Genomic DNA, 25,595 nt, shown 5'->3' with positions numbered 1-25,595 from the left:
GCGGACAACTGTCCGTTACGTTTGCCGGTAGCGGACGATTGTCCGGTTGGGTTCAACCATAGCCCCGGCCTGTTCCGCGCGGGAGTCCGTGGCCACCGTCAGCGCCGTCCCGTGCACCCACCCCGCCCCCGAACGACGTACCTCGGCAGTCGCCAGGCACCGGCGGCCGCCGCATCTGGTTCCGGAAGCGTGAAAGAAGCTCTCATGGCCTTACCGACGTCCAGCGTCATCACCCTGCACATCAACGGCGAGCGGCACACGCTGCCCGTCGACCACCGCACCACCCTGCTCGACGCACTCCGCGAGCGACTCGACCTCACCGGCACCAAGAAGGGCTGCGACCAGGGGCAGTGCGGAGCCTGCACCGTTCTGGTCGACGGCCGCAGGACCGTGGCCTGCCTCCAGCTCGCGGTCGCGGCCGAGGGGCGTGAGGTCACCACCATCGAGGGCGTGGCGGACGGCGACCGGCTGCACCCGGTACAGCAGGCCTTCCTCGATCTCGACGGCTACCAGTGCGGTTACTGCACACCGGGCCAGATCTGTTCGGCGATCGGTGTGCTCGCGGAACACGCCGCCGGATGGCCGAGCGCCGCCTCGGCCGACGTACGGCCCGCGGCCGGACCACCACCCCTGACCCCGGACGAGATCCGTGAGCGCATGAGCGGCAACCTGTGCCGCTGCGCCGCCTATCCCTCGATCGTCGAGGCCGTCACCAGGGCCGCGGAATCCGGGCCCGCGGCGCGCACCGATGCCGGACCGGAATCGAAGGAGCCTGCGGCATGAGGGAGTTCGGCTATCGGAAGGCCTCCGACGTGGCGAGCGCCGTCGCGCTGCTCGACTCCGATCCGGACGCGCGCTACCTCGCCGGCGGCACCAACCTGGTCGATCTGATGAAGACCGGCGTCGAACGTCCGGGACGACTGGTCGACGTACGCGGCCTGCCGCTGGACCGCGTCGAGCCGACCCCGGCCGGCGGCCTGCGCATCGGCGCGACCGTCACCAACAGCGACCTCGCCGCCCATCCCCTGGTCCGCACCCGCTACCCCGTGCTGGCGCAGGCGGTGCTCGCCGGTGCCTCCGGCCAGCTGCGCAACATGGCCACCGTCGGCGGCAATCTGCTCCAGCGCACCCGCTGCGCCTACTTCGCCGACACCACCGGAGCCTGCAACAAGCGGGATCCCGGCAGCGGCTGTCCGGCCGTCAGGGGCGAGAACCGCAACCACGCCGTCCTCGGCGCTTCCGCGCACTGCGTGGCCGTGCACCCGTCGGACATGGCCGTCGCGCTGGCCGCCCTCGACGGCATGGTGCACTACGAGACCGCCCAGGGACCGGGCGAACTGCCGCTGGGCTGGCTCTATCTCCCGGTCGCCGACACCCCGCACCGCGAGACGGCCCTGCCGCCGGGCGCGCTGATCACCGGCGTCACCCTGCCGCCGGCTCCGGTCGCCGCCCGTTCCCGCTACCGGAAGGTCCGCGAGCGCGCGTCCTACGCGTTCGCCGTCGGCTCGGTCGCCGCCGCGCTCGACGTCCGCGACGGTGTCGTGCATGAGGTGCGCCTGGCGTTCGGCGCGGTCGCCTCCCGGCCCTGGCGGGCCCGCGCCGCCGAGCGGATCCTGACCGGGGCACCCGCCGACGCCGAGTCGTTCGCGGCCGCCGCGGACGCCGAACTGGCGGCGGCCCGACCCCTGTCGCACAACGGATTCAAGGTGACCCTGATGCGCAACCTGACCGTGGCCGTGCTGAGCGAACTCGCCGAGGAGGCCGCCCGATGACGACGACCGAGGCGCCCCTCGCCCGCGTCCGTGCCGTGGGCACCGGTCACGTCCGTGTGGAGGGGCGGGACAAGGTCACCGGTGCGGCCCGGTACGCGGGCGAGATCCCCTTCGCCGAACTCGCCCACGGCTGGCTGGTGTTGTCCACGGTGGCCCGCGGCCGGATCCGGGACGTCGAGGCGGACGCCGTCCTCGCGATGCCCGGCGTCCTCGCCGTACTGGACCATCGCAACGCCACGCCGCTGAAGACCGACTACATCGGCCTGCTGGGGACCGCCCCGGACCCGACCTGCGCGGTCTTCCAGAACGACCATGTGCCGCACCTGGGCTGGCCGGTGGCGCTGGTGGTCGCCGAGACGTCCGAGGAGGCGCGCGAGGCCGCCGAGGCCCTGGTCGTCCACTACGAACAGACCCCGCACGACGTCGGGTTCACCGGCGACCACCCCGACGCCCACCCGTCCGACGGCCATATGCCCGCCGTGACGCACAAGGGTGACCTGGAGGCCGAACTCGCCGCGTCCGCCGTCGTCGTGGACGCCACGTACACCACTCCCGAAGAACACCATCACCCCATGGAGCCCCACGCGGCCACCGCCCGCTGGGAGGCCGACCGGCTCGAGGTGGTGGACTCCAACCAAGGTGCCACCTGGGTCGTCGCGGAACTGGCGAACCTCTTCTCGCTCGATCCCGCGTCGGTGCGGGTGCGTTCGGAGCACGTCGGCGGTGGCTTCGGCAGCAAGGGCGTGCGTGCCCACCAGGTCGCCGCCGTGATGGCGTCCAGGATGGTCGGGCGTCCGGTGCGCGTCGTCCTGACCCGGCGTCAGATGTTCACGCTGGCCGGCCACCGCAGTCCCACGATCCAGCGGGTCAGGCTCGGGGCGGACACCGACGGACGGCTGCGCGCCCTGGACCACCTCTCGCTCAGCCGCACCTCCACCGTGCACGAGTTCGTCGAGCCGAGCGCCGGCGTGGCCCGGGTGATGTACGACGCCGACGCCCACCACACGGAGAACCGGGTCGTACCGCTCGACGTGCCGAGCCCCACCTGGATGCGCGCCCCGGGCGAGGCGCCGGGGTCCTTCGCGCTGGAGGCCGCGCTCGACGAACTCGCCCACCGGTGCGGCATCGACCCGATCGAGCTCCGTCTGCGCAATGAACCGGACCGGGGCCCGGTCTCCGGTCTCCCCTTCGCCGGCCGCAATCTGCGCGCCTGTTTCGAGGAAGGCGCCCGGCGCTTCGGCTGGGACCGGCGCGACCCGCGGCCCGGGGTGCGGCGCGAGGGGCGCTGGCTGCTCGGCACCGGCACCGCGGCGGCTTCCTTCGGCGCCGGCGCCGCCCCGTCCACGGCCTCGATCACCGCCGAGGCGGACGGCCGCTTCACCGTACGGATCGCGGCGGCGGACATCGGCACCGGCGCACGGACCGCCCTCACCCTGGTCGCCGCGGACGCCCTGGACGTTCCGCCGGGCCGCGTACAAGTACGCCTCGGTGACAGCGCGTTCGGGTTCGCGATGATCGCGGGCGGTTCCATGGGCACCCGGTCCTGGTCCTGGGCCGTCATGGCCGCCGCGGGCGAACTGCGCGACCGGCTCGTGCCGGGCGCGGCGATCCCGGCCGAGGGCATCACCGTGCGCTCCGACACCACTGCGGCGATCGGCGCCCTCGCGCAGAAGGAACGGCACTCGTTCGGCGCGCAGTTCGCCGAGGTCGCCGTCGACACCGCCACGGGCGAGGTCCGGGTGCGGCACATGCTCGGCGTGTTCGCGGCGGGGCGCATCGTCAACCCCCTGACCGCGCGTGGCCAGTTCACCGGCGGCATGATCTGGGGCATCTCCATGGCCCTGCACGAGGAAGCCGCGCGCGACGCGGCCTCCGGCGGTCCCGTCGGAGCGGATCTCGCGGGCTACCACGTGGCGACGCACGCCGACGTCTCGCGGGTCGAGGCGCACTGGGTGGCGGACGACGACCCCGACGACCCGGTCGGCATCAAGGGCATCGGTGAGATCGGCATCGTCGGCGCGGCCGCCGCCGTCGCCAACGCCGTGTGGCACGCGACCGGCGTACGCCACCGCAGCCTGCCCATCCGCCCCGACCGGGTCCTGACGGGCGGCCGCGATGCTTGACCTCGCGCCGCAGCTGGGCGACTGGCTGGCCGAGGGCCGCGAGGCCGCCGTCGCGACCGTCGTGTCCGTCGGCGGCAGCGCCCCACGCGGCCCGGGCGCCGCGCTCGCCGTCGACGGGGAGGGCACCGTCATCGGGTCGGTGTCCGGCGGGTGCGTGGAGGCGTCGGTCTACGACCTGTGCGCCCTGGCGCTGGAGACCGGCGACAGCGTGCTCGAACGCTTCGGCTACAGCGACGAGGACGCCTTCGCCGTGGGACTCACATGCGGCGGGGTCCTCGACGTCCTGGTCACCCCGGTCACGGCGGACGGTCCGGTCGGTGCGCTGCTGCGCTGCGCCCTGGACACGTCGGCGCGGGGCGAGCCCGTCGCGCTCGTCAGGGTCGTCCGCGGTCCCGGGGCGCTTCTCGGTGCCGCGCTGCTCGTGCGCGCCGACGGCTCCCGCGAGGGCGGGCTCGGCGGACACGAGGACCTCGACCGCACCGCCACGGCACACGCCCTGGCCGCGCTCGACACGGGCCGCACCGCCACGGTCGAGCTGTCGCAGGACGGATCACACTGCCCCGGCGGCCTCACCCTGCTCGTCGAGACGAGCGTGCCGCCGCCCCGGATGATCGTGTTCGGTGCCGTCGACTTCGCGGCGGCACTGGTCCGGGCCGGCAAGTTCCTCGGCTATCACGTCACCGTGTGCGACGCCCGGCCCGTCTTCACCACCCCGGAGCGTTTCCCCGAGGCCGACGAGGTCGTCGTGGACTGGCCGCACCGCTATCTGCGGGGTACCCGGACGGACGGGCGCACCGTGGTGTGCGTGCTCACCCACGACGCCAAGTTCGACGTCCCGCTGCTGGAGGTCGCGCTGCGGTTGCCGGTGTCGTTCGTCGGTGCGATGGGTTCCCACCGCACCCACGCCGACCGGGACCGGCGGCTGCGCGACATCGGCCTGCGAGAGCACGAGTTGGCGCGGCTGAGGTCACCCATCGGCCTGGACCTCGGAGGGCGTACACCGGAGGAGACCGCCCTGTCGATCACGGCGGAGATCGTCGCCGCCCGCCGGGGCGGGACGGGCCTGCCGTTGACCGGTTCGGACAGACCGATCCACCAACGCCACTCCGCCTGAGGCCCGACGGCGCGGCCCGCGCCGCACGCGAGCGGCCCGCCCCGGACACAACTCCGAGGGCGGGCCCCTGTGTTGTCGGGCCCGACCGCTTCCGCCGGACCGCTCATCCCGACGGCCGAACGGTCGGCCGCTCCCTTCCCCAGGCGGCCAGCGGACGGAGTGCGTCGTTGAGGCGCGTGCCGTCCTCGGTCAGTGAGTACTCGACGCGGGGCGGCACCTCGTCATAGGAGACGCGGTGCACGACACCGTCCGCTTCCATCTCACGCAGGTGGGAGGCCAGCACCTTCTCGGTGATCCCCGGAAGCAGTCGACGCAGCTCGCCGAAGCGTCGGTGGGGGTGCTCGTGGAGCGCCCAGAGGAGCAGCACCTTCCACTTGCCGCCGATCACCTCCATCGCGGTGTCGATCCCGCAGGCGTGGCCGTCCGGTGCGCCCGGCCTGTTCAGCGTCGTCATGCCCCACCCTTCTGACGTGCTCGCTCACCCCAGGGTAACCACCCACTCCCAAGTACGTACTTGATCACGCCAGGGCCTGCGACCAGCCTGATCGGCATGACACAGAACACTGTTGAGAAGAGCGCCGTCACGCTGCTGGGTCTCGGCGCGATGGGTGCCGCGCTGGCCCGTACCTGGCTCGCCGCCGGTCACCCGCTCACCGTCTGGAACCGCAACCCGCACCGCTCCGCGGCGCTCGCCGCCGAGGGTGCGAGGGTCGCGGACAGCGTCGCCGACGCGGTCGCGGCGAGCACCCTGGTCGTCGTATGTCTGCTCGACGACGCCTCGGTCGACGAGGTGTTGGCCGGCGCCGACCTGGCCGACAGGGACCTGGTCAACCTGACCACCAGTACTCCTGCCCAGGCCCGCGCCCGCGCCGAGTGGGCCCGCGAATGCGGCGCCCGATACCTGGACGGTGGGATTATGGCCGTCCCACCGATGATCGGTGTCCGGGAAGCCGGAGGTTACGTCTTCTACAGCGGCTCGCGGGAGCTGTTCGAGCGGCACCGGGAGACCTTGGGGGTCCCGGCCGGCACCACCTACGTCGGCGAGGACGCGGGCTTCGCGGCCCTGCACGACGTGGCCCTGCTCAGCGCCATGTACGGGATGTTCGCCGGGTCCGCGCACGCCTTCGCCCTGATCCGCAAGGAGGACATCGATCCGACGTCGCTCGCCCCGCTGCTCGCTGACTGGCTCGTCGCGATGGCTCCAGCGGTTCACCGCACCGCCGATCGTCTGCGGAGCGGCGACTACACCAAAGAGGTCTCCTCCCCGCTCGCCATGCAGGTGGCCGGCACCCCGACCCTGCTGAGCACCGCCGAGCAGCAGGGCGTCAGCCCCGAATTGCTCAAGCCCTACTTCGACCTGATGCGCCGCCGCCTGGGCGAGGGCAGCGACGAGGAGGACCTGACGGGCGTGATCGACCTGCTGATGCGCTGATCGGCAGCAGGCCGCCATGGCGGTCACCGTGCCGGTGACCGGCTGGTGACCGTTCCCCCGACGAGCAACGCCGGCCGCGCGTCGGTCCGTCCCGGACGAAACCAGGGACCCGCGGGCACTCGCGAGGACCACGGAGCTACGCGGACACCGCGATCACGTGCTTGCCCACGGCTCCGCCGCGTTCGAATGCCGTGTGCGCCGCGGCGATGTCCGCGAGCGGGTACACGCTGTCGACCACCGGGCGCAGCGCACCCGAGGCGACATGGTCGGTCAGGTCGCGCAGCACGGCGCTGTCGGGATTGGCACTGAAGGTGCGGATGCGGCGGGAGCCGTGCACGCTCGACGCGGCGATCGCGGCCAGGGCGCCGGCCGACAGTCCGACGGTCACCATCCGGCCGCCCTTGGCCAACCGGCTTCGGTAGCAGTGCAGTTCCGAGCCGACGGTGTCGACGATGACGTCGAACGGTCCGATCCGGTCCGAGGTGGTGGAACCGTAGTCGAGGACTTCGTCGGCACCGAGGCCGGTGAGCAGTTGGGCGTGGCGGTCGCGGGCCAGCGCGGTGACATGGCCGCCCATTGCGTGAGCCAGTTGCACGGCGGCTGTGCCGACACCGCCCGCCGCGCCCCGTACGAGGACCCGTTCGCCGCCCGCCAGGCGCACGCTGTCGCGCAGTGCGATCAGCGCCGTGACACCCGCCACGACGAGGGAGGCCGCGTCGACCGGCGAGAGGCCCGCGGGGGCGGGTGCGATCCGGTCGGTGGGGACCACGACGTACTCGGCGGCCCCCGCGGTGGTGTGCCGCTGCCGGGGATGCACCGTGCCCCACACCCGGTCCCCGGCCCGGTGGCTCTCGACATCGGAGCCGGTCTCCACGACGACGCCGGCGAAGTCCAGCCCCGCGCCGATCGGGAAGCGGCGCCCCGACACCATCTTCAACTCCCCGGCGCGGACGATCACATCGTGTCCGTTCACGCTGGACGCCTCGACCGACACCAGGACCTCGCCGGCACCGGGGACCGGCCGGTCGACATCGTTGACGCGCAGGACGTCCGGTGCGCCGTAACCCGTGATCTGAGCGGCCTTCATGTCGCTGTTCCTTCCGTGGTCGTCCGGTGTGGAACCGATACTGGTCCCCGCTCGCGGCATCACGGTCGCCCGCCTTTTCCTGGGACCGGCAGACCCACCCTTGCGGGCGGTGCCCGAGGCATACTGGCGCGGTGACCGACGACCCCCTCGCGCCGACCGACGAGCCCCGCCGTGAACTCGCCGCGTTCCTGCGGACCCGCCGGACCCGGCTGCGGCCGGAGGACGTCGGCCTCGAACCCGGCCCGAGGCGGCGTGTCGCCGGGCTCCGGCGGGAGGAACTGGCCCTGCTGGCGGGGGTGAGTTCGGACTACTACCAGCGGATGGAGCAGGGACGCGACGTGCGGCCCTCCGAACAGGTCCTGGACGCCCTCGCGCGCGCCCTGAACTTCTCCGCCGAGGAGTGTCGGCACCTGCACAGCCTCGCCGCCGCCGCGCGTACCCCGGTCCGCGCCCCGCGCCGGTACGAACCGGAGCAGGTACCGGACACCACACGGCGGTTGCTGCGTACGATGCCCTCGCCCGCACTGGTCGTGGGCCGCTACCTGGACGTACTGGCCTGGAGCCCCCCGGCCGGCGCGCTGCTGGGCGACTTCACCCGCCTCCCGGTGACGGAGCGCAACTTGCTTTCGCTCCTGCTGCACCCGGAAGCCGACCAGACCTGCCCGGAACGGGCCGCCACCGTCGCCGAGCTGACCGCGATGCTGCGCGCCCAGGTCGCCGCCGATCCGGGGCACCCGCGCGCCGCGGAGCTGGTCGGCGAACTGGCGGTGCGCAGCGACGAGTTCGCGACGCTGTGGGCCCGCCACGACGTGGGGGAGACGACGCGCGGCCGGATGCGCGTGAACCATCCCCTGGTCGGGGAGATGAACCTGGACTGGGACGCCTACCCGTTGCCGGGCACTCCCGGCCCGATGCTGATCGTGTACACCGCCGTCGAGGGCGGCCCCGACGCCGAGCGGCTCCAACTGCTCGCCGGCCTGCTCGACGCCGGCTGACCCGAGGCACGTCGGGCGGCCGTCACGTGCGGCGTGCGATGTGGCTCAGCCGTGCAGCGAGCGGTACGCCGCGACCGCGCCGGGGTGCAGTGCGATGCCGCCCGTACCGATCAGGCTGCCGACGTCGAGGAACTGGGTACCGACGGCATTGCCGGGCACGAGGGCGCTTGCCCGCAGGGCCAGCAGGCGGGTCAGCGCGTCCGCGACGCCGCGGGGGAGATCGGGGCGGCACACCAGCAGGTTGGACACTCCGATGGTGCCGACCCCGCCCGCCGACCGGTACGCGCCCTGCGGCAAGGACACCTCCTCCAGGCCCGACCCGGCCAGGCCGTCGCGGCCGCCCAGCCGGGGCAGCAGACCGGCCAGCGGCAGGAACCGCAGGCCGACGCGGTCGTCGAGGTCGGACAGGGTGGGCAACGGTACGCCGCCCGCGACGAGCAGCGCGTCGACCGAGCCCGTCCGCACCGCGTCGGCCGCGTCGGCCAGCGGGAGATGGCTGACGGGCACGTCGGTGCCGGGGGAAAGCCCCGCGGCGTGCAGGATCCGTTCGCCGAGTACGGCCGCGCCCGATCCGGTGGCGCCGAGCGAGACGGTGTGTCCCGTCAGGTCGGACACCGCGCGTACGGGCGAGTCGGCGCGGACGACGAACTGGAGGTAGGTCTCGTACACCCTGCCGAGCGCGCGCAGGGGCACGGGGTGCGGGAAGAGGTCGGTGCCCTGGGCCGCCAGCGCGGTGTCGGTGAGGACGAGCGCGACGTCTGCGCGGTGGTCGCGGAGCAGTTCGATGTTGGTGACGCTGCCCGCGGTGGTACGGACGCGGCAGGTCAGCCGGGGATACGCCGCTTCGAGCTCTGCGGCGAGGAGGCGGCCGAAAGCCGCGTAGAAGGCTGTGGGCTCGCCGGTCGCGACACGCAGGACACCGCTCGGGCCGGGCAGCTGCCGGGAGGCGTCGGCCGTGAGCGCGCCCCCGAGGACGGCGACGGCGGCCGTGCCGAGAGCGGCATGGAGAAGGGCGCGGCGGTCGACGGGACGGGTCATGGGGCACCTCCGTCGCCCGGCGGGCGCGGTACGACCGCCCTGGCCCGCAGCCCCCGCGGTCGCGCGGGTTCCAGCTCCAGTCGGCCGCCCCGGCCCGCCAGCAGCTGTTCGGCGATGGCCAGGCCCAGTCCCGTACCCGCGGTGCCGTCGTGCCGTTGCCGGCCCGAACGCCAGAACCGCGTGGTGGCCAGCGCCAGCTCCTCCGTGCCCAGGCCGGGTCCGTCGTCGGTCACCGTGAGGACCGCGAGCCTGCCTTCGGTGGTGCAGCGCAGCGAGATCTCGGCGCCCGGGCCCGCGTACTTGATGGCGTTGTCCACGAGGATGTCGGTGATCTGGGCGAGCTCGCGGTCCGTGCAGGCGGCCGTGACCCGGGCCGGTGCGGCCCGGAGCGTGAGGCGGGCTCCGGCGCGGTGGGCGACCGGCTCCCACAGGCGGTGCTGGGCGGCCGCCACTGCCGTGAGGTCGCAGTCGGCGTCCGAGCCGTCGGTCACCGTCAGCTCTCCGGCCCGGTGTTCCGCGGCGGCGAGGGCGAGCATGTCGTCGAGGAGGGTCTCCAGGCGGTCGAGCTCGGTGGTGACCCCGGTGTAGGTGCGGCTCGCCGACGCGGGCAGGTGGGTGTGCAGGGCGTCGACGCGGAGCCGCAGCGCCGCCATGGGGTTGCGCATCTGGTGGGACGTGTCGGCGACGAGCCTGCGCTGCTGTTCCAGGGCCGCCGTGACCGTACGTGCCATGCGGTTGAAGCCGATCGCGAGCCGGCGCAGTTCGGGCGGGCCGCCGGCCCGGGTCTGTTCGGGCGGGAGTCCCGCGGCGAGCCGGCCGACGGCACGGTCGAGGCGGCGCAGCGGGCTGACCACCCACCTCGTCGCGGCCCGGGCGAGGACCGTGCAGGCGACGGCGACCAGAGCGGCGCCCGCGAGGACGGCGGCCCAGCGCCGGGTGATGTCCTGCGCCGCGGTCCCGACCGAGGCCCGCAGCACGACGGCCCCGGAGACCCGGGTCCCGGTGCCCGCGGGCTCGGCGAACATCCGCGATCCCCGCGACCAGGGGCGCAGCGCCCCCGTGGGGTGCGCGGTCTGGTTGCGCAGCGCCGCGTCGAGCAGCCGTGCGACGTCGGGGTCGGCGGCGCGCATGCCGCCGGTCTGGACGACGGGGTTGCGGCGCGTGTCGGTGACGACGAGTGGTTCGCCGTACAGCTGTGTGTAGCGTCGCGCCTCGGCGGCGACGGCCGAGGTGTCGCCGGTCGAGGCGGCCTGGTCCATGAGGGAGGCGAAGCGGTCGAGGTCGGCGCTGCGGGCGAGGACGAGCTGCTGGGTGCGGTCGGAGGCGGTGAACAGCAGCAGCGGTACGGCGAACGCGGCCACCGCGATCACGACGAACAGCAGGAGTGCGGCCTGGACCCGGGTGCGCACGCGTGGTTCCCCTCAGTCCTCGTTCCCGAGGTCCCCGAAGCGGTAGCCGAAGCCCCGGATCGTGGTGAGCAGCTCGGGGCGGCGCAGCTTGGCGCGCAGCTGGGTGAGGTGGACGTCGAGGGACCGGGACACGGCGTGGCGGGCGTCGCCCCACACCTCGTCCAGGAGCTGCTCGCGGCTGACCGCCGTACCCGCACGCCCGGCCAGCACGGCGAGGATGTCGAACTCCTTGGTGGTCAGTTCGATCTCCGCCCCGGCGACCCGGACCCGGCGCGCGTCGAGATCCACCTCGACGTCACCCGCACGGGCCGTCCGTACGGAGGAGGCATTCTTTGCCGCGTTTCGCCTGGTGACGGCGTCGATCCGGGCGAGCAGCTCGGCGAGTCGGACCGGCTTGACGAGGTAGTCGTCGGCTCCGAGCCGCAGTCCGCGCACGACCGAGCGCTCGTCGCCGCGGGCGGTGAGCACCACCACCGACATGTCGCTCACCGCGCGCAGGGCGCGCAACACGTCCAGGCCGTCGGTGTCGGGCAGGCCCAGATCGAGAAGCAGCAGGTCGGAGCTGCGGTGGTAGGTCAGCACCTCCCTGCCGTACCGGACCCGCCGGGTGACATGACCATGGTCGTACAGGACCTCCACGAGTGCCGCGGCCACACCGTCGTCGTCCTCGGCCAGCAGGATCTGCACCCTGACCACCTCCTTTCGGCCACTCCCGGCCACTGCCTCCAGCCGAATGTAAACCACACCGACCGCGCACCCGCCGGAGTGTTAAGGGGAGGTTAGTTCTGTGCTCGGTCCTCTCGTCCGCCGGTGCGGGGCGGAGCCAGGCTGCACGGCACCCAGCAGCCCGAGAAGGACGCCGTAATGATCATCGACTGTCACGGTCACTACACGACCGCCCCGCCGGCCCTGGAGGCATGGCGCAACCGGCAGATCGCCTCCCTCACCGACCCGTCGGCCGCCGCCCCGGCCCGCGCGGATCTGCGTATCGACGACGACGAGCTGCGCGAGACCATCGAGCCGAACCAGTTGCGGCTGATGGACGAACGCGGCATCGACCTGACGGTCTTCTCGCCCCGCGCGTCGTTCATGGCGCATCACGTCGGGGACTTCGAGACCTCAGCCGCCTGGGCGGCCCTCTGCAACGAACTCTGCTTCCGGGTGAGCCGGTTGTATCCGGAACGCTTCGTGCCCGCCGCGATGCTGCCGCAGTCCCCCGGTGTCGACCCCGCGACCTGCCTCCCGGAACTCACCCGCTGCGTGGAGGAGTACGGCGCCGTCGCCCTCAACCTGAACCCCGACCCCTCGGGCGGTCACTGGACCGCGCCGCCGCTCACCGACCGCTCGTGGTACCCCGTCTACGAGAAGATGGTGGAGTACGACATCCCGGCGATGGTCCACGTCAGCACGAGCGTCAATCCCGCCTTCCACACCACCGGCGCGCACTACCTGAACGCCGACACCACGGCGTTCATGCAGCTCGTCCAGGGTGACCTGTTCGCCGACTTCCCGACGCTGCGGTTCGTCATCCCCCACGGCGGCGGCGCCGTCCCCTACCACTGGGGCCGCTTCCGGGGCCTGGCGATGGCGCTCGGGAAGCCTCCACTGGAGGAACACGTCCTGGGCAACGTCTTCTTCGACACCTGCGTCTACCACCAGCCCGGCTCGGATCTCCTCTACGACGTCGTCCCGGCCCGCAACATCCTCTTCGCCTCGGAGATGATCGGCGCCGTCCGCGACATCGACCCGTGCACCGGCCACCACTTCGACGACACCGGTCGCTACGCGGAGGCGGCCGAGCTGTCCGCGGACGACCTCGCGGCGATCCAGGAGCACAACGCCCGCTCCGTGTACCCGCGCCTGGACGCGCTACTGAAGCGCCAGGGGCGGTGAGGCACATGAGCACTCCCTCCCCCAAGACCCCCGGCTGGCTGGACTGGTACCGCAACCCGTCCGCACCGGCCTTCCGGCTGCCGCCGGGGACCGTCGACACGCACTGTCACGTCTTCGGCCCGCAGGCCGACTTCCCCTTCGCGCCGGAGCGGAAGTACACGCCCTGCGACGGCGGCAAGGAGGATCTGTTCGCGCTCCGCGACCACCTGGGCGTCGACCGCAACGTCATCGTGCAGGCCACCTGCCACGGCGCGGACAACAGCGCCATGGTCGACGCCGTCCGAGCCGCCGGCAGCAGGGCGCGCGGCATCGCGACGGTCCGCCCGGCCATCAGCGAGGGCGAGCTGCTCGCACTCGACGCGGCGGGCGTGCGCGGAGTGCGGTTCAACTTCGTACGGCGTCTGGTCGACACCTCGCCCGAGGACGACCTGCACACCATCGCCAAGAAGGTCGCCCCGCTCGGCTGGCACGTCGTCCTCTACTTCGAGAGTGCCGACCTGCCCGAACTGGAGGGCTTCTTCGGGTCGTTGCCCGTCCCGCTGGTGGTCGACCACATGGGACGACCGGACGTGACCCAGCCCGTGGACGGGCCGCAGTTCACCCGGTTCCTGCGCTTCGTCGACGACAACGACGTCTGGGTGAAGGTGAGTTGTCCCGAACGCCTCAGCGTGACGGGGCCCGCCGCCCTGAACGGCGAACGGCACGCCTACACCGACGTCGTCCCCTTCGGCCGCCGCGTCGTCGAGGAGTTCCCCGACCGGGTGCTGTGGGGCACCGACTGGCCGCACCCCAACCTCACCGGCCACATGCCCGACGACGGACTCCTCGTCGATCACGTGTCGCAGGTGGCGGTCACCGCGGAGCAGCGGCACAAGCTCCTCGTCGCCAACCCGATGGGCCTCTACTGGCCCGGCGAGCACCTCTGACGTCCCCGGGCTCCCCCGTATTCCCCGTGCGTTTCCACCCACTTCGACAAGGGCCGCTCATGCAACACGCCAACGCGCTGAACCGGCTGGACAGGCTTCCGGTCTCCCGGTTCCACAAAGTCACCCTGCTCGCCGTCGCCTTCGCCTACTTCTTCGAGTTCGCGGACATCAACAGCTTCGCCACCACCGCGCCGAAACTGATCAAGCTGTGGGGCCTGACCGTCGACCAGGTCGCCTACGTCACCTCGCTCTCGTTCGTCGGCATGTTCCTCGGGGCGATCGTCGCCGGGTCCATCTCCGACCGGTGGGGCCGCAAACGGGCGCTGCTGTGGACGACGCTGTTCTTCGGCATCTCCTCGTTCGCGGCGGTCTTCTCCTGGGACCTCGTGTCCCTCGGCGTGTTCCGCGTCCTGACCTCGGCGGGACTGTCCGCGATGACGGTCGTGGGGGTCGTCTACGTCAACGAGATGTACCCGTCGGCGATCCGCGGCAAGTACCAGGCGTACGCCATCGTCATCGGCATCTGCGGAACGCCCGTCACCAACCTCATCGCCAGCGCCGTCGTCCCGCTCAACGACTGGTCGTGGCGGCTGGTCTACCTCTGGGGCTCGCTGGGCATCCTGCTCGTGCTGTTCACCCGGCACCTCAAGGAGTCACCCCGCTGGCTGGAGAGCCGGGGAGACCACGCCAAGGCGGACGCGGTCCTCCGGGAGATCGAGGAGAGCGTCACGGCGGAGAAGGGTCCCCTTCCCGAGCCCGCGCCGCCGGTCGACGAGACACCGTCGACGAAGGCACCCCTGCGGCTGCTCCTGCAGAAGAAGTACCTGTTCCCGACGCTGCTGCTCACGGTGCTGTGGACGACGCAGACCATCGGCTTCTTCGGCTACTCCAGCTGGGCGCCCACCCTGCTGGCCAAGGAGGGCTTCAGTGTCGAGAAGTCCGTCTTCTACGTGGCCCTGACCACGGTCGGCGCACCGCTCGGCTGCTATCTGGCCTCCCTGGTCACCGACCGCTTCGAGCGCAAGTGGTGCCTCGTCGCCTTCGGCACGGTGATCGCGGCATGCGGTCTGCTGTACGGGCTCACCTTCAACCCGGTCCTCATCATCGTGTTCGGATTCCTGGTGAACCTCTTCGAGCGCGGCTACACCGCCCTCGCCTACGCCTACTCCCCCGAGCTCTTCGACACCCGCAGCCGCTCCCTGGGCACGAGCGTCTCCTACGGCCTGGGCCGGCTGTCGAACGCCGCCGGTCCGCTGATCGTCGCGGCGCTCTACAACGGCCACGGCTATCAGAGCGTCTTCTACTTCATCGCCGGCACCTGGCTGCTCGGCGCGATCGCCCTGGCCGCCTTCGGCACCCGCACGCGATCGGCCCGCATCGCCCAGGCGGAGCGGCAACGCGTGAGCCTCCCCGCCTGAGGCGGCCCGGGGCAGGGCTGCTCGGAGCCACGCGGCGCGCGCTCGGAACACTGGTCAGGCCTGCTTCTCCATACTGATGGCCTGGCGGAGTTCCTCGCTCGCCGCTCCCGGTTCCCGCCGCTGGATCTCCAGCAATGCGGCGGCGATGGCGTCGAGCTTGCGCTGGATGGCGTGCTCGGCTCGCCGTTCGGAATTCTTGAGCAGTGCCAGGAGCAGCAGCGAGACGGCGGACATCGTCTCGCCCACCAACAGCAGCCACGGCGTGGGCAGCTTCAGCGCGTGCGCGGTGATCGCGGCGGCGACCAGGACGAGGCACACGCCGAAGAAGGCGGGAGAACTGGTGAAGTTCGAGGCGTGTTCGGCCAGGCGCGTGAAGCGCCCCGGCCGGTCGCCGTCCCGGTGCGCGGGGTGCTGTGGTGCCATCAGGTCACCGGCGGTCTTCACGAGGCCGGCCGGTCGGCGGGAGCCCCCAGGGCCCAGCCGGAGACATCGCCCAGCCGGCCACGCCACAGCGGAGCGGTGGCGGTCCCGGGCACGGACAGGAACGTGACGTCGACGAGGTGGATGAACCCGTGCAGCCCGTCCCCCGTTCCCGGCTCCGCATCGGCCTCCTTCAGGGCGGACCGGACGGTGTGCGCCAGGTGTGCCATGTGGTCGGCCGCGTCTTCCGCTCCGGTGGCCGTCGACACCACGTGCTCCCACCGGTCGGCCCACGTACGGGATCCGACCAGGTTCCCCGCGACGATTCCACCGGGCGTGGTCAGGCAGATCTTGAGGGCCGCCTCGGGCTGCGCGTCGACCAGCCGCAGCAGGATCTCCAGATGCGCGTCGATCGGCGGGAGCGCGGCACCGCTTTCGCTCACCACAGGTCCTCTCTGGTACATGCCCGGGCCCGGGTGGGCTTCCGCGCCCAGGGCCACGGGTGTCGGGCCACGGGTGTTGGGCGTCAGGTGTTGGGCGTCAGGTGTTGGGCGTCAGGTGTTGGGCGTCAGGTGTTGGGCGTCGGGCGTCGGGCGTCGGGCGTCGGGCGTCGGTTCAGTGGGTGGTGAGCATGCCCGCGCGCAGGCGCTTCAGGGTGCCGGAGAGCAGGCGCGACACGTGCATCTGCGAGCAGCCGAGCCGTTCGCCGATCTGCGCCTGGGTCAGCTCCTCGACGAACCGCCAGTGGAGGATGTGCCGTTCACGCTCGTCGAGCTGGGCGAGCAGGGGCGCCAGCGTGTGGAAGTCCTCCACCAGTTCCATGGCCGCGTCGTCGGACCCGATGAAGTCCGCCAGTGCCGTCTCGCCGTCGGGGCCGCCGCCGATGGTGGCGTCCAGGGAGGCGGAGTTGTAGCCGTTGGACGCGAGCCGGGCCTCGATGACCTCCTCCTCGGTCAGGTCCATCAGGTCCGCCAGCTCCTTGACCGTGGGGGTCCGGCCCATACGGCTCTGGAGCTCCTCGGTGGCCTTCGCCAGCTGCACGCGTGCCTCTTGCAGGCGGCGCGGCACATGCACGGACCAGGAGGTATCCCGGAAGAAGCGCTTGATCTCACCGACGATGTACGGGATGGCGAAGGAGGTGAACTCCACCTCACGGGATATCTCGAACCGGTCGATGGCCTTGATCAGCCCGATGACGCCGACCTGGACGATGTCCTCCATCCCGTCCGCGCCGCCCCGATTGCGGAACCGGCCGGCCGCGAAGCGGACCAGGGACATGTTCATCTCGATCAGGGTGTTGCGCGCGTACTGGTACTCGGGCGTGCCTTCCTCGAGCACCGCCAGCTTCGCGAAGAACAACTTCGACAGGCTGCGGGCGTCCTTGGGCGCCATCTTGCCCGGTTCGGGTACCACAGGCAGTGCCGCTGTCGTCTGCTCCTCGGCCGCTTGCGCGATCGTCGTCGTCATCTGAGATCTCCCCACCCTGCCGGTGCCCTGCGTTCGAGCTGATGTCGCCGCGTCTACCCCCTCATCCGCAGAGCATGCACATGCCCGACAGAAGTGCCGGGGCGAGCGGGCGGGAACTCGCCGTCCGGCCGGGGCCGGGGCGCTGCCGGCCGGTACCTCGGGGACAGGAGATCGCGAGCTCCCGCCGATGCGGGACCGGTAGAAGAATCGCCGCTGGACCGCGGTCCGAGGGGGGTGGGGACAGCCTGGAGTCGAGGACGCGGCGCGGGAGGGCGGGGGGGCGCTCTGCGAGCACCCCGAGAGCAAGACCCGGCGCGTCCTCACCTCCTTGGCGGGGCCGAGCAGGGCTGAGGACAGATAGGACGTGGGCCAGGATGCACAGTGCGGGTGTCGACCGGTCAGGCACGGGGTCAGGTCACGGGGTCAGGTCACGGAGTCGACAGCCGCTGCCGCGTCCACCTTCCCCGCCCCCCAGTCGTCGCTGGGCGCCCCGCCGGTGAAGGGGTCCAGCCGGGCCGAACTGGTCAGGAGCAGGACGAGGTTGTCCTGGGTCAGCGTGGGACTCGACTGCAGCATGAGGGCGCACACTCCGGTGAGATGCGGTGCGGCCATGCTCGTGCCGGACATGGGCTGGTACTGGCTCGCTCCCGAGGCTCCTACCAGCGCCGAGGTGATGGCCTGGCCCGGAGCGGCGAGTGTCGGCGCGTGGCGGCCGTCGCGCGTGGGGCCCCGGCTGGAGAAGGTGGAGAGGTTTCCCTGCCCCGCACCCTTGGTGATGTAGGAGGCGGCGGTGACGACCTTCCGACTGGTCCCGGGCACGGAGATGGTTGTCTCGTCGTTTCGGTGCGAGCCGATGAACTGGGGAACGGTCCGGCCCCTCTCCATCCAGGCGTGCCAGCGGCCGCTGTCGGCCACGGCCCGGCCGATGAGCGTCAGGCTCCAGGTGCCGGGGCGGATCGCTGTCTGGCTTCCCGGGCTCAGCTGAATGTAGATGCGGTTGTCGCCGTTCTGGGAGTGGTGCACGACGGAGTCGATGAAGGCCTTGTTCCCCCCGGGGAGATCCAGCCCGTCGATCGTGCTGCCGGGGGCTACTTCGGCGCTCGCCGTGCCATTGGGGGTGGAGATCCGCAGGGAGAGACGGTCGGCGCCCGAATACCAGATGTCCAGCGTGTCCGGCGAGTTGTCGCCGACGGGTACCAGGAACTGCACGACGTCGCTGCCTCCCTCCGTGACCTGGCCCGTCGCGTGCACACCGGCGTTCGCCGCGTTGCCCGCCGACTTCACCAGTGCGCGCCCCGGCGCGTTGAGCAGGTTGTCGATGCCGCGTTCCAGCAGGCTGGAACCGTCGTGGGGCCCCAGATTGTCGCCCTGGCTGATGTTCACGACCGCAGGCCGCCCGAGGGTCTCGGCGACCTTGAAGATGTAGCCGACGGCCTCGAGCGTGCCCATGGAATCGCCCATGGCCTCCGTCGTCACCCGGTTGGCCACGACGACCAGATCCGCCTCGGGCGCTATGCCGACAAAGGTGAACGCCGGTTTGCCATTGCCGGCCGACGACCCGTCACCGGCGGCGATGCCCGCCACGTGGGTGCCATGGCCCATGCTGTCGTCCATGTGACGCACGATGCTCATCGGGTTCGGAGCACTCAATGCGCTGTCGATCGCGGAACGTTCGTATTCCACTCCGTGACCGAACGGCGCCGGCGAGGACTCACCTGCTTCCGGAGTGAGGTTCTGGTCCCAGATGCGCAGGATGCGGGACTTCCCGGTCGGGTCACGGAAGCAGCCGTGGCGCCAGTCGATGCCACTGTCGACCACCCCCACGATCACACCGGCCCCGCGGAGTCCGGGCGGTCCGGTGTGCACCTTGTCGGCCTTGGTCTCGGGCACGGCGGCGTCCAGTTCCGGCAGGGTCGGGCGGGACGCCTCGACGTAGCCGACGGCTTCCAACTCGTCGAGCTCCGTGAGGCGGTCGATCCCGATCTCACCGCCGACCACGTCCCCGGCCCGGGTGAGCACCGTCAGCCCCATGTCCCGGGACAGCTCTCCCAGATCATCGGCGCCGTGCCCCTCGGCCAAGCGCAGCAGTACGCGCACACGGGGCGTCCTCACCCCTTCGGTCGTGAGCGCGAAACGGCCGGTGGACTCGAGGCCCACCAGCTCCGCCGGGCCTTCCTCGGCCCGGGATGTCAGGAACTTCAGCCGTGAGTCGAGCATGAGCGGTCTTCTCTCTGGCGGTATCGCCGGCCCTTCACCATGGAGGACGGGCGATCACTGTTTCTGTGGCCAGGCGCCCCCCTCAGGGCGGAGGGGTTCGGACAGCTCCACGTAGGCGACACAGTCGACTTCCGTCAAGCGTCCGAGATCGCCGGGGGCGACCGCCGCGGTCAGGACATCGCCCGCCGCAAAGCCCACCCGCGCGCCGGCGTCGGCGATCTGCCGACGCTGTTCCTCACCGGGTTCCCCCGTCACCCGGATGAGCACCTGGAAAGGAGTGGGGCCGACTGCCTCACCGACCTCCGACAGCGCACGCCGTGCGGCCGAACCGAGCTTGTCAGCGCGCATCTTCCCCACCTGTTCCGGTGAGCGGCCCCCCGCGTCCGTTCGCACTCGGTGCGCCGACCTCGTTCTCGTGTCGGTGACCGTTCGTGCGACATTGCCTCTCATACCACCGTAGGCATCATGGGCATGGCCCGCCATTCCGTCGCCGCACGAACATTCCCATTCCCCTCCTGACGCCCCCGTTTGCCGCGGGCCCCCGGCAGACGCATCGTAGGAATCGGGAAGGCCCGCTGCACGGACCGTTGTTCGGCCGGCGTCCGCTGTCCCGTTTCACCCCTGCGGCACCCCACGGTCGTGTGCGATGCGACGAGGGAAGGTCTGCACGATGCCTGATCCATGGATGCCCCAAGCTCTCAAGGTGGATCTCGGGGACCATGCGCCCTGTGACCCCGGCTTCCCCGCAAGGGCGATCGCGCACATCACGGCGGACGAGGAGGCCACCGCCGCGGCTCCGCTGAATCTGGTCCCCTTCGCCGACCTCAAGAGCTTCTTCAAAGGAAGCGGCAGGGGACAAGCTCCGCACATCCTCTGGGATCCCTTCACGGGGACGTTCGCCCAGTTCTTCCCTGCGACTTCCCGCAGTAAAGCCGTGTTCGACGAAGACGGTGGATTTCGCACGAACCGGTCGGGGAAAGTCGTCATCCAGATCGAGGCCCTCTTCTTCCCGCACTGTCGCGTCAACGGCCAGGTGTTCGTCAGGCTGGTCGACACCCCCTGCAAGGGCTGGGACGTGCTGAACGCGTGGATCAGCTCCTGGGGCGTACCGGACTTCTGGCCCATGGGCCGTCCGACCTCCCTGTCCCGCAACACGTGTCCGGCCGCGAAGTGGAAGTCGCAGGGCGGGTGGTACGCCCATGCCCACGTCCCGGAGAACGACCATGTAGACCCCGGCTCCTGGCCGTCGTTCGTGTCCCGGCCGGATGAACCGACGCCTGTGGGGCCCCGGTTCGAGCCGTTCCCCGGTGCGTCGTTCTTCCGGAAGGGACGCAGATCGCCCGTCATCGCGGGGATGCACACCCGGCTCGTCGCCGAAGACTGCGACCGCTACACGTCCGGCACCGGTATCGATGTGTGGGGACCGGGCGATGTGCGCTCCTACTCCGCGTGGCAGCAGAAGCTGGGGCTGGAGGGCAGCGCTGCCGACGGCGTCCCCGGCCGGTTCAGCTGGGACAGGCTGGGTGTCCCCGAGGTCTGAGGCTCTGTGGACGACGAACGGACCGACCGTCGGACAACTCGCGTTCTCGCAGGCTGCCGAGTTTGCGCGCGTATCTCATCAGGCGCATGGTCGAAGCAGTGGGCGCCTGTAACGGTCAGCGGCAGCACACAGTCTGCGAGGGTGCGCCGCTTGCGAGAAGGGCGCTGCTGCAGCCGACCAGCAGGCTCACTCCTGCTCGACTGTCCGCTCGACAGCCGATGCCGACCGGCTCGCGCGCTGGGCTTCAATCGGTCTGCCTTCTGCGCGCGGACCGTGTCCCCTGACGCCTCTGACCCTCGTCACGGGCCTGCTGATAGGCGCTGAAGATCGTCTCCGCGGCGCCGGACAGCGCGCCCTTGGTCTTGCCGCGGGCGCCGGACTCGGTGATCTTCTCCGTGAGTTCCATGAGCCCGGCCGGCTTGCGTGGTCCCGACTCCAGGTCGAGCCGGTTGCACGCCTCGGCGAAGCGCAGGTAGGTGTCGACGCTGGCGACGACGATGCGTATGTCGATCTTGAGGATTTCGATGCCGACCACCGAGACGCGCACGAAGGCGTCGATCACCAGTCCTCGGTCGAGAATGAGCTCGAGGACGTCGTAGAGGCCGCTGGAACCGCCCCCGCCGCCCTGCTGCGTCGCCACGGTCATGACGGCAAACCCCCTTGCCCTGATGTCTCTGCGTGGTCTCGTCGGCGCTGTTCCTCGGTGCGGTGCGGTGCGGACTACCTGTGCAAGTTGCCGCACATCCCGCGGCCAAACGCATGTACGAGCCCTCGGTGAGACGGGCCTGACGGCGCCCGCTCAGGTACCGGCGGGGGCGACGACGCCGGGCCGGCCGTGGGAGCAGTTCCCCGCCACGGCCGCCCTGGGGATGCGCATCCGGCGCAGCAGATCGCGAGTCAGGCGGGTGTCGAGTGTGGTGCGCCAGGTGACGTCGGGGTGCCGCGAGCGCAGATGCGACAGTGCCCTGGTGCCCAGCCCGCAGTCGCGGAACGGTTCGTCCAGGACGACACCGGTGATCACACCCTCGGCGCACTCGTCGCACGCTCGATAGGTGACCCGTCCGACCACCTTGCGGATGTACACCAGGAGCAGACACTCCTCGCCCGCGCCGCCTCCCGGGGAGGACGAGGGCAGCAACTCGACGGCGCGATAGGCCAGCAGCCTGCGGTGCCACCGGCCCCCTCGCCGTCCGGTGCGCCGGTGCCTTCCCTCGGCCCGCCGTGGTGCGGCGCCTTCCCGTGTTCCAGGTCGGCCGTGCGCGTCGCTCATGGCATACGTCTGGTTTCCCTGCATTCCATCGCGTGTGCCCGATACCGCGGACCCCATGTCACCACACCGTGAACGCATCGCGATTGCCGACCGGTTGCCCACCGGCTGCCCACCGGTCCGACCGCACGGGGTGACGCGCTGTTCGCGTCGTGCGAGGCGCCGCTGCGCTCGGACGGGCCGTTGCGGACGCTCGTCGACCCGGCGCCCGCGCCGGAACACCGCCATGGGCACGGGGGCCCTCACCGGCGGTCTCGACCAGGGGCCGGAGTCACTACGTGCGCGGCGCGTCCTGGTGTATGGCCTTGTTGACGCCGGTGATGACCACGGTGATCAGGCAGAGGGCGATGACGGTCTCGGCCCACAGGAAGGCGAACCAGTCCAGCACGCAGCCGATCGGGGGCGTGCCGGGGGCGGTGTTACGGAACGCGGCCAGGGCGAACAGGGTGGCGGCCATCCAGGCGAGGCCGGGCCAGACGAGGTCCTCACTGCGGGTCGTCAGGTACCAGGCCCCGATGAGCACGGACACCGCCAGCGCCCACATCACCACCATCATGAAGACCGCGAAGGCGAGCAGGCTGCCCGATCGCGCCAGCCTCAGCGCCACCACGGCCTCCTGCCGGGAGGGCACGGGTTGCACGGAGATCGAGAAGAGCGTGTCGTTGTTGGAGAACAGCATCCGTACCGGCACCTGCTTGCCGTCCAGCTGTGCCCGGAACGCGATGTCGGTCTCGTAGGTGTCGAACGGGTAGTCACTGATCGATCCGCCGGTGAGCGCAACCTGCACGTCCCGTGTCGCGAGCCGCTCGTGCGCCGCGAACTCCAGGTCGCTGAGGGTCGCCCCCGAGGTCTGGAGGCTGAGATCGGCCACCGGGGCCGCCCCGTCGGCCTCGCCGAGGCTCCCGCGCGGGGTCACCCAGACCCGCAGCACCAGCTCTCTGCCCGTGGCGTCGACACTTTGGACGACGGCCTCCACGTCCACCCGGTCGGCGGCCGGGGAACCGACGGTGTGCACCGTGTCGACCGCGCGCCGCTCGGTGACCTGCAGCCACGAGCCGACGGCCACCGCCACCACGATCAGGAACGCGATGGGGATGAGCACGGGCAGGAGGGACCCTCCGGAACGTCGTGGGTGACGCGGGTCGGCAGGTGCCGGACGGCCCTGACGCATCACTTGGTCCGGATGCCCGGCAGTCGGTTCGCCGCACGGAAGTTGTCCGGTGGTTCCGCGTTCCACACGACAAGGAGGATTCCGGCCCCGTTGCGCCCTTCTTCGACCACAGCCAACGCACCCTCAGCGGCACACAACGACGCCATCCGATTCACGGACACCACCCGCTTTCGCCACCTGGACCGAGACCGGCTCAGTGCCATCTCGAACTTCGGAGGGTTGAGGTCCGCTGCGGGTGCGCCGCTGCCGGAGTGCCGTGATGCCGCGCCGACCGACAGCCATGGCGCCACCCGGGCGACGCCGAGGCAGTGTTGGCGGACCGCACGTAATCCACGCTACGGGGTGGCCCGAGGACGTGCATGCGGACGATGCGGCGGCACCGAAGCGCGCGCCCGCCGCCTGCCCGGGACAGGCGGCCTCCGGCATACGGCCGAGCGACCACCGCCGGAGGGGGATGGCTCCCCGCCCCCGCCGACCGGTGACCGGGTGACCGTGGACAGCGTCCGGTCCAAGGCGGGGCTGCTCCAAGTGGAGGCGACGAGTGGTGCAAGCCCCGGCCCGATCGCAGGCTGGCGTAGCGCCCTGCCCGGCCGTGCGGCGGGGCGCAGCCATGCCAACCGTCCCCCGACCGGAGTGGCCAGGGACGTCAGAGAGACGAGATCACATGGCGGAACACGACATCGGTCCCGGGCCCCTGCCCTCCCTTTCCGGGGCCGGGACACCCCTACGGAGCCGGGCTCGACACACCCGTCCTCGACTCGGCCGGAGGGCGCGTACGAACGCGGCGCTCCTCGCCGCGTGTCTGGGTGTCCTCGGTGCGGTCGGGACCGCGCCGAGCAGCGCCCGGTCGACGCCTGCCGACGGGCCGCCGCCGCGGCATCCGGCACGGTTCGTACCGGGCCCCTGCCCGCAGACGCCGGACCCGGTTCCCGGGCGGTGCGGCTTCCTGGAGGTCCCCGAGAACCGCGAGCGCCCCACGAGGCGGACCATCCGGCTGGCCGTCGCCATCATTCCGGCAGCGTCGAAGACGCGGGCCGCGGACCCGGTGGTGTTCATGGAGGGCGGTCCCGGCGGAGACGCGTTCGGCGCCATCCCCTTCCTGATCGACTCCGACGTGAACCGCGACCGCGATCTCATCGTCGTGGCCCAGCGCGGCACCCTCCACTCACAGCCGAACCTCGCCTGCCCGGAGATGGACCGGTTCAACGCGACCGCCGTCGGCCTGCCCTACGACGCGCCGTCCACCGGACGAGGGCTGGTACGCGCGGCGAAGGCGTGCCGGGACCGTCTGACGGCCGAGGGGAACGACCTCACGGCCTACAACACCACCGAGAACGCCGCGGACTTCGCCGCCCTCCGCAAGGCCCTGGGCATCAAGAAGTGGAACGTCTACGGCTACTCCTACGGCACCGACCTGGGCCTCACCTACCTGCGCCGACACCCCCAGGGCATCCGCTCGCTGGCGATCGACTCGGTCGTGCCGCCACAGATCGTGAGCCTGCCGTGGGCCTGGGACAGCGCCCAGGAGGGGATCAACGCGATCTTCGCGGCGTGCGCGGCCCAGCCCGCCTGCAAGTCCCGCTACCCGCACCTGTCCCGCACGCTCACCCAACAGGTCCGGCGGCTGGAGGCGAACCCCCTGACGCTGACCGTACCGCCGCCCGGTGGCGGAACCCCGGTGAAGGTCGTCCTCGACGGGGGCACGCTGGTGAACCTGCTGGTCGCCAACGGCCAACTGGTACCGTCCGCCGACGTCCCCGCGGCGCTCTACGAACTCGCCGCCGGCCATCCGGAGCGCCTCGCACGGGCCCAGGCCGCCGGCGCGACGCCCGCCATCGGCGAGTTCGCCCACGGGCTGACGCACTCGGTGGCCTGCGCCGAGTGGGTCCCTGGTTTCTCGAAGCGCGACGTGCTCGAGGCGGGTCGCCGGGCCTTCCCCGGATGGCCGGACTCCGTGCTGGCCCACGCACCGCAGCTGCCCTTCGAGCACGACCTGTGCCGTGTCTGGAACGTCCCGGACCGCACCGCGGTCCAGCGGGTGGCCACCCGCAGCAAGGTGCCCGCGCTCATCATCACCGGCACCTTCGACGCCAAGACCGGGGCGAGCTGGGGGCCGTTCACCGGCCGTACGCTGCCCCGCTCGACCGCGGTGGTGATTCCCGGAATCACCCACTGGGTGGTGCCGCAGAACCCCTGCGCCGCGTCGGTGCTGCTCTCGTTCCTGGCGCGGCCGACCGCGCCCGACACCGGCTGCGTGCCGGGAGTCCGACCCAAACCGTTCACCATCGTCCCCTGACCGGAGTACG

Annotated in this window: 24 protein-coding genes; 11 read left to right on the top strand and 13 right to left on the bottom strand. The window is 71.6% G+C overall.

Features of this window, described 5'->3' with window-relative positions; all coding sequences use genetic code 11:
- Positions 1-204 precede the first annotated feature (204 nt).
- The 4 genes from OG933_RS42445 to OG933_RS42430 are packed head-to-tail and all read left to right on the top strand — an operon-like array spanning position 205 to position 5,009.
- Entirely contained in the window at positions 205-783 is a 579-nt protein-coding gene (locus OG933_RS42445; protein ID WP_362273176.1) for a 2Fe-2S iron-sulfur cluster-binding protein, read from the top strand.
- On the top strand, positions 780-1,772 hold the full coding sequence (locus tag OG933_RS42440; protein ID WP_405632651.1) for an FAD binding domain-containing protein: 993 nt from the start codon (positions 780-782) through the stop codon (positions 1,770-1,772). The genes OG933_RS42445 and OG933_RS42440 overlap by 4 nt, the downstream gene beginning before the upstream one ends.
- Positions 1,769-3,895 carry a xanthine dehydrogenase family protein molybdopterin-binding subunit gene (locus OG933_RS42435; RefSeq protein WP_405632649.1) on the top strand — a complete coding sequence of 709 codons (2,127 nt, stop codon included), beginning with the start codon at positions 1,769-1,771 and terminating at the stop codon, positions 3,893-3,895. The genes OG933_RS42440 and OG933_RS42435 overlap by 4 nt, the downstream gene beginning before the upstream one ends.
- Complete coding sequence (locus OG933_RS42430) at positions 3,888-5,009, top strand: XdhC family protein (protein ID WP_405632646.1); 1,122 nt, start codon at positions 3,888-3,890, stop codon at positions 5,007-5,009. Before OG933_RS42435 ends, OG933_RS42430 begins: the two co-directional genes overlap by 8 nt.
- Positions 5,010-5,112: 103 nt before the next feature.
- Here OG933_RS42430 and OG933_RS42425 read toward each other — a convergent pair whose 3' ends face one another.
- Positions 5,113-5,463 (bottom strand): winged helix-turn-helix transcriptional regulator, encoded by a 351-nt coding sequence (locus tag OG933_RS42425; RefSeq protein WP_405632643.1) that lies wholly within the window; start codon positions 5,461-5,463, stop codon positions 5,113-5,115.
- 96 nt (positions 5,464-5,559) lie between these two features.
- On the opposite strand from OG933_RS42425, the gene OG933_RS42420 reads away from it, so the two are divergent.
- Positions 5,560-6,441, top strand: coding sequence for an NAD(P)-dependent oxidoreductase (locus OG933_RS42420; RefSeq protein ID WP_405632640.1), 882 nt, complete (start codon positions 5,560-5,562; stop codon positions 6,439-6,441).
- Positions 6,442-6,577: 136 nt separating this feature from the next.
- Here the strand turns inward: OG933_RS42420 and OG933_RS42415 are convergent, their stop codons facing one another.
- On the bottom strand, positions 6,578-7,528 hold the full coding sequence (locus tag OG933_RS42415) for an NAD(P)-dependent alcohol dehydrogenase (RefSeq protein WP_405632637.1): 951 nt from the start codon (positions 7,526-7,528) through the stop codon (positions 6,578-6,580).
- Positions 7,529-7,659: 131 nt separating this feature from the next.
- On the opposite strand from OG933_RS42415, the gene OG933_RS42410 reads away from it, so the two are divergent.
- Positions 7,660-8,523 (top strand): helix-turn-helix transcriptional regulator, encoded by an 864-nt coding sequence (locus OG933_RS42410; protein WP_362533354.1) that lies wholly within the window; start codon positions 7,660-7,662, stop codon positions 8,521-8,523.
- 45 nt (positions 8,524-8,568) lie between these two features.
- Here the strand turns inward: OG933_RS42410 and OG933_RS42405 are convergent, their stop codons facing one another.
- The 3 genes from OG933_RS42405 to OG933_RS42395 are packed head-to-tail and all read right to left on the bottom strand — an operon-like array spanning position 8,569 to position 11,657.
- Entirely contained in the window at positions 8,569-9,561 is a 993-nt protein-coding gene (locus OG933_RS42405) for a TAXI family TRAP transporter solute-binding subunit (protein ID WP_405632635.1), read from the bottom strand.
- Positions 9,558-10,970, bottom strand: coding sequence for a sensor histidine kinase (locus OG933_RS42400; RefSeq protein WP_405632633.1), 1,413 nt, complete (start codon positions 10,968-10,970; stop codon positions 9,558-9,560). The genes OG933_RS42405 and OG933_RS42400 overlap by 4 nt, the downstream gene beginning before the upstream one ends.
- 12 nt (positions 10,971-10,982) lie before the next feature.
- Entirely contained in the window at positions 10,983-11,657 is a 675-nt protein-coding gene (locus OG933_RS42395; RefSeq protein WP_054237867.1) for a response regulator transcription factor, read from the bottom strand.
- Between the two features lie 177 nt (positions 11,658-11,834).
- Here OG933_RS42395 and OG933_RS42390 point away from each other — a divergent pair, with 177 nt between their 5' ends.
- From OG933_RS42390 to OG933_RS42380, 3 genes are read left to right on the top strand one after another with little or no spacing between them, the layout of a single operon-like run.
- On the top strand, positions 11,835-12,863 hold the full coding sequence (locus OG933_RS42390; RefSeq protein ID WP_405632630.1) for an amidohydrolase family protein: 1,029 nt from the start codon (positions 11,835-11,837) through the stop codon (positions 12,861-12,863).
- A gap of 5 nt (positions 12,864-12,868) precedes the next feature.
- The gene (locus OG933_RS42385; protein ID WP_405632627.1) at positions 12,869-13,789 is read left to right on the top strand and encodes an amidohydrolase family protein; all 921 of its coding nucleotides are present in this window, start codon (positions 12,869-12,871) and stop codon (positions 13,787-13,789) included.
- 59 nt (positions 13,790-13,848) lie between these two features.
- Positions 13,849-15,207, top strand: a complete 1,359-nt coding sequence (locus OG933_RS42380; RefSeq protein WP_362533365.1) for an MFS transporter — start codon at positions 13,849-13,851, stop codon at positions 15,205-15,207.
- Between the two features lie 54 nt (positions 15,208-15,261).
- Here the strand turns inward: OG933_RS42380 and OG933_RS42375 are convergent, their stop codons facing one another.
- From OG933_RS42375 to OG933_RS42355, 5 genes are all read right to left on the bottom strand, one after another.
- Positions 15,262-15,630, bottom strand: a complete 369-nt coding sequence (locus OG933_RS42375) for a low affinity iron permease family protein (protein ID WP_405632623.1) — start codon at positions 15,628-15,630, stop codon at positions 15,262-15,264.
- Between the two features lie 17 nt (positions 15,631-15,647).
- Positions 15,648-16,070 carry a hypothetical protein gene (locus tag OG933_RS42370; protein ID WP_362533370.1) on the bottom strand — a complete coding sequence of 141 codons (423 nt, stop codon included), beginning with the start codon at positions 16,068-16,070 and terminating at the stop codon, positions 15,648-15,650.
- A 172-nt stretch (positions 16,071-16,242) separates the two neighbouring features.
- Complete coding sequence (locus OG933_RS42365) at positions 16,243-17,094, bottom strand: RNA polymerase sigma factor SigF (protein WP_362273165.1); 852 nt, start codon at positions 17,092-17,094, stop codon at positions 16,243-16,245.
- A 423-nt stretch (positions 17,095-17,517) separates the two neighbouring features.
- Positions 17,518-19,311, bottom strand: coding sequence for a S8 family peptidase (locus OG933_RS42360; protein WP_405632621.1), 1,794 nt, complete (start codon positions 19,309-19,311; stop codon positions 17,518-17,520).
- A gap of 54 nt (positions 19,312-19,365) precedes the next feature.
- Positions 19,366-19,659 carry a hypothetical protein gene (locus OG933_RS42355; RefSeq protein ID WP_405632619.1) on the bottom strand — a complete coding sequence of 98 codons (294 nt, stop codon included), beginning with the start codon at positions 19,657-19,659 and terminating at the stop codon, positions 19,366-19,368.
- A 337-nt stretch (positions 19,660-19,996) separates the two neighbouring features.
- Here OG933_RS42355 and OG933_RS42350 point away from each other — a divergent pair, with 337 nt between their 5' ends.
- Positions 19,997-20,851, top strand: a complete 855-nt coding sequence (locus OG933_RS42350; RefSeq protein WP_362533376.1) for a peptidoglycan-binding protein — start codon at positions 19,997-19,999, stop codon at positions 20,849-20,851.
- 244 nt (positions 20,852-21,095) lie between these two features.
- Here OG933_RS42350 and OG933_RS42345 read toward each other — a convergent pair whose 3' ends face one another.
- The 3 genes from OG933_RS42345 to OG933_RS42335 form a co-directional block, all read right to left on the bottom strand.
- On the bottom strand, positions 21,096-21,497 hold the full coding sequence (locus tag OG933_RS42345; RefSeq protein ID WP_362533378.1) for a gas vesicle structural protein GvpA: 402 nt from the start codon (positions 21,495-21,497) through the stop codon (positions 21,096-21,098).
- Positions 21,498-21,650: 153 nt separating this feature from the next.
- Positions 21,651-22,121, bottom strand: coding sequence for a hypothetical protein (locus tag OG933_RS42340; protein WP_362533381.1), 471 nt, complete (start codon positions 22,119-22,121; stop codon positions 21,651-21,653).
- 271 nt (positions 22,122-22,392) lie between these two features.
- Positions 22,393-23,226 carry a DUF4436 family protein gene (locus tag OG933_RS42335; protein WP_405633702.1) on the bottom strand — a complete coding sequence of 278 codons (834 nt, stop codon included), beginning with the start codon at positions 23,224-23,226 and terminating at the stop codon, positions 22,393-22,395.
- Positions 23,227-24,343: 1,117 nt separating this feature from the next.
- Between OG933_RS42335 and OG933_RS42330 the strand changes: the two genes are divergently transcribed.
- Positions 24,344-25,585 (top strand): alpha/beta hydrolase, encoded by a 1,242-nt coding sequence (locus OG933_RS42330; protein WP_405632616.1) that lies wholly within the window; start codon positions 24,344-24,346, stop codon positions 25,583-25,585.
- The last annotated feature ends 10 nt before the right edge of the window (positions 25,586-25,595 follow it).

The organism is Streptomyces sp. NBC_00016 (assembly GCF_045040885.1).
Lineage (GTDB): Bacteria > Actinomycetota > Actinomycetes > Streptomycetales > Streptomycetaceae > Streptomyces > Streptomyces coriariae.
The sequence above is the reverse complement of the archived record's forward strand: the minus strand, read 5'-3'. Positions and strand labels throughout refer to the sequence as shown.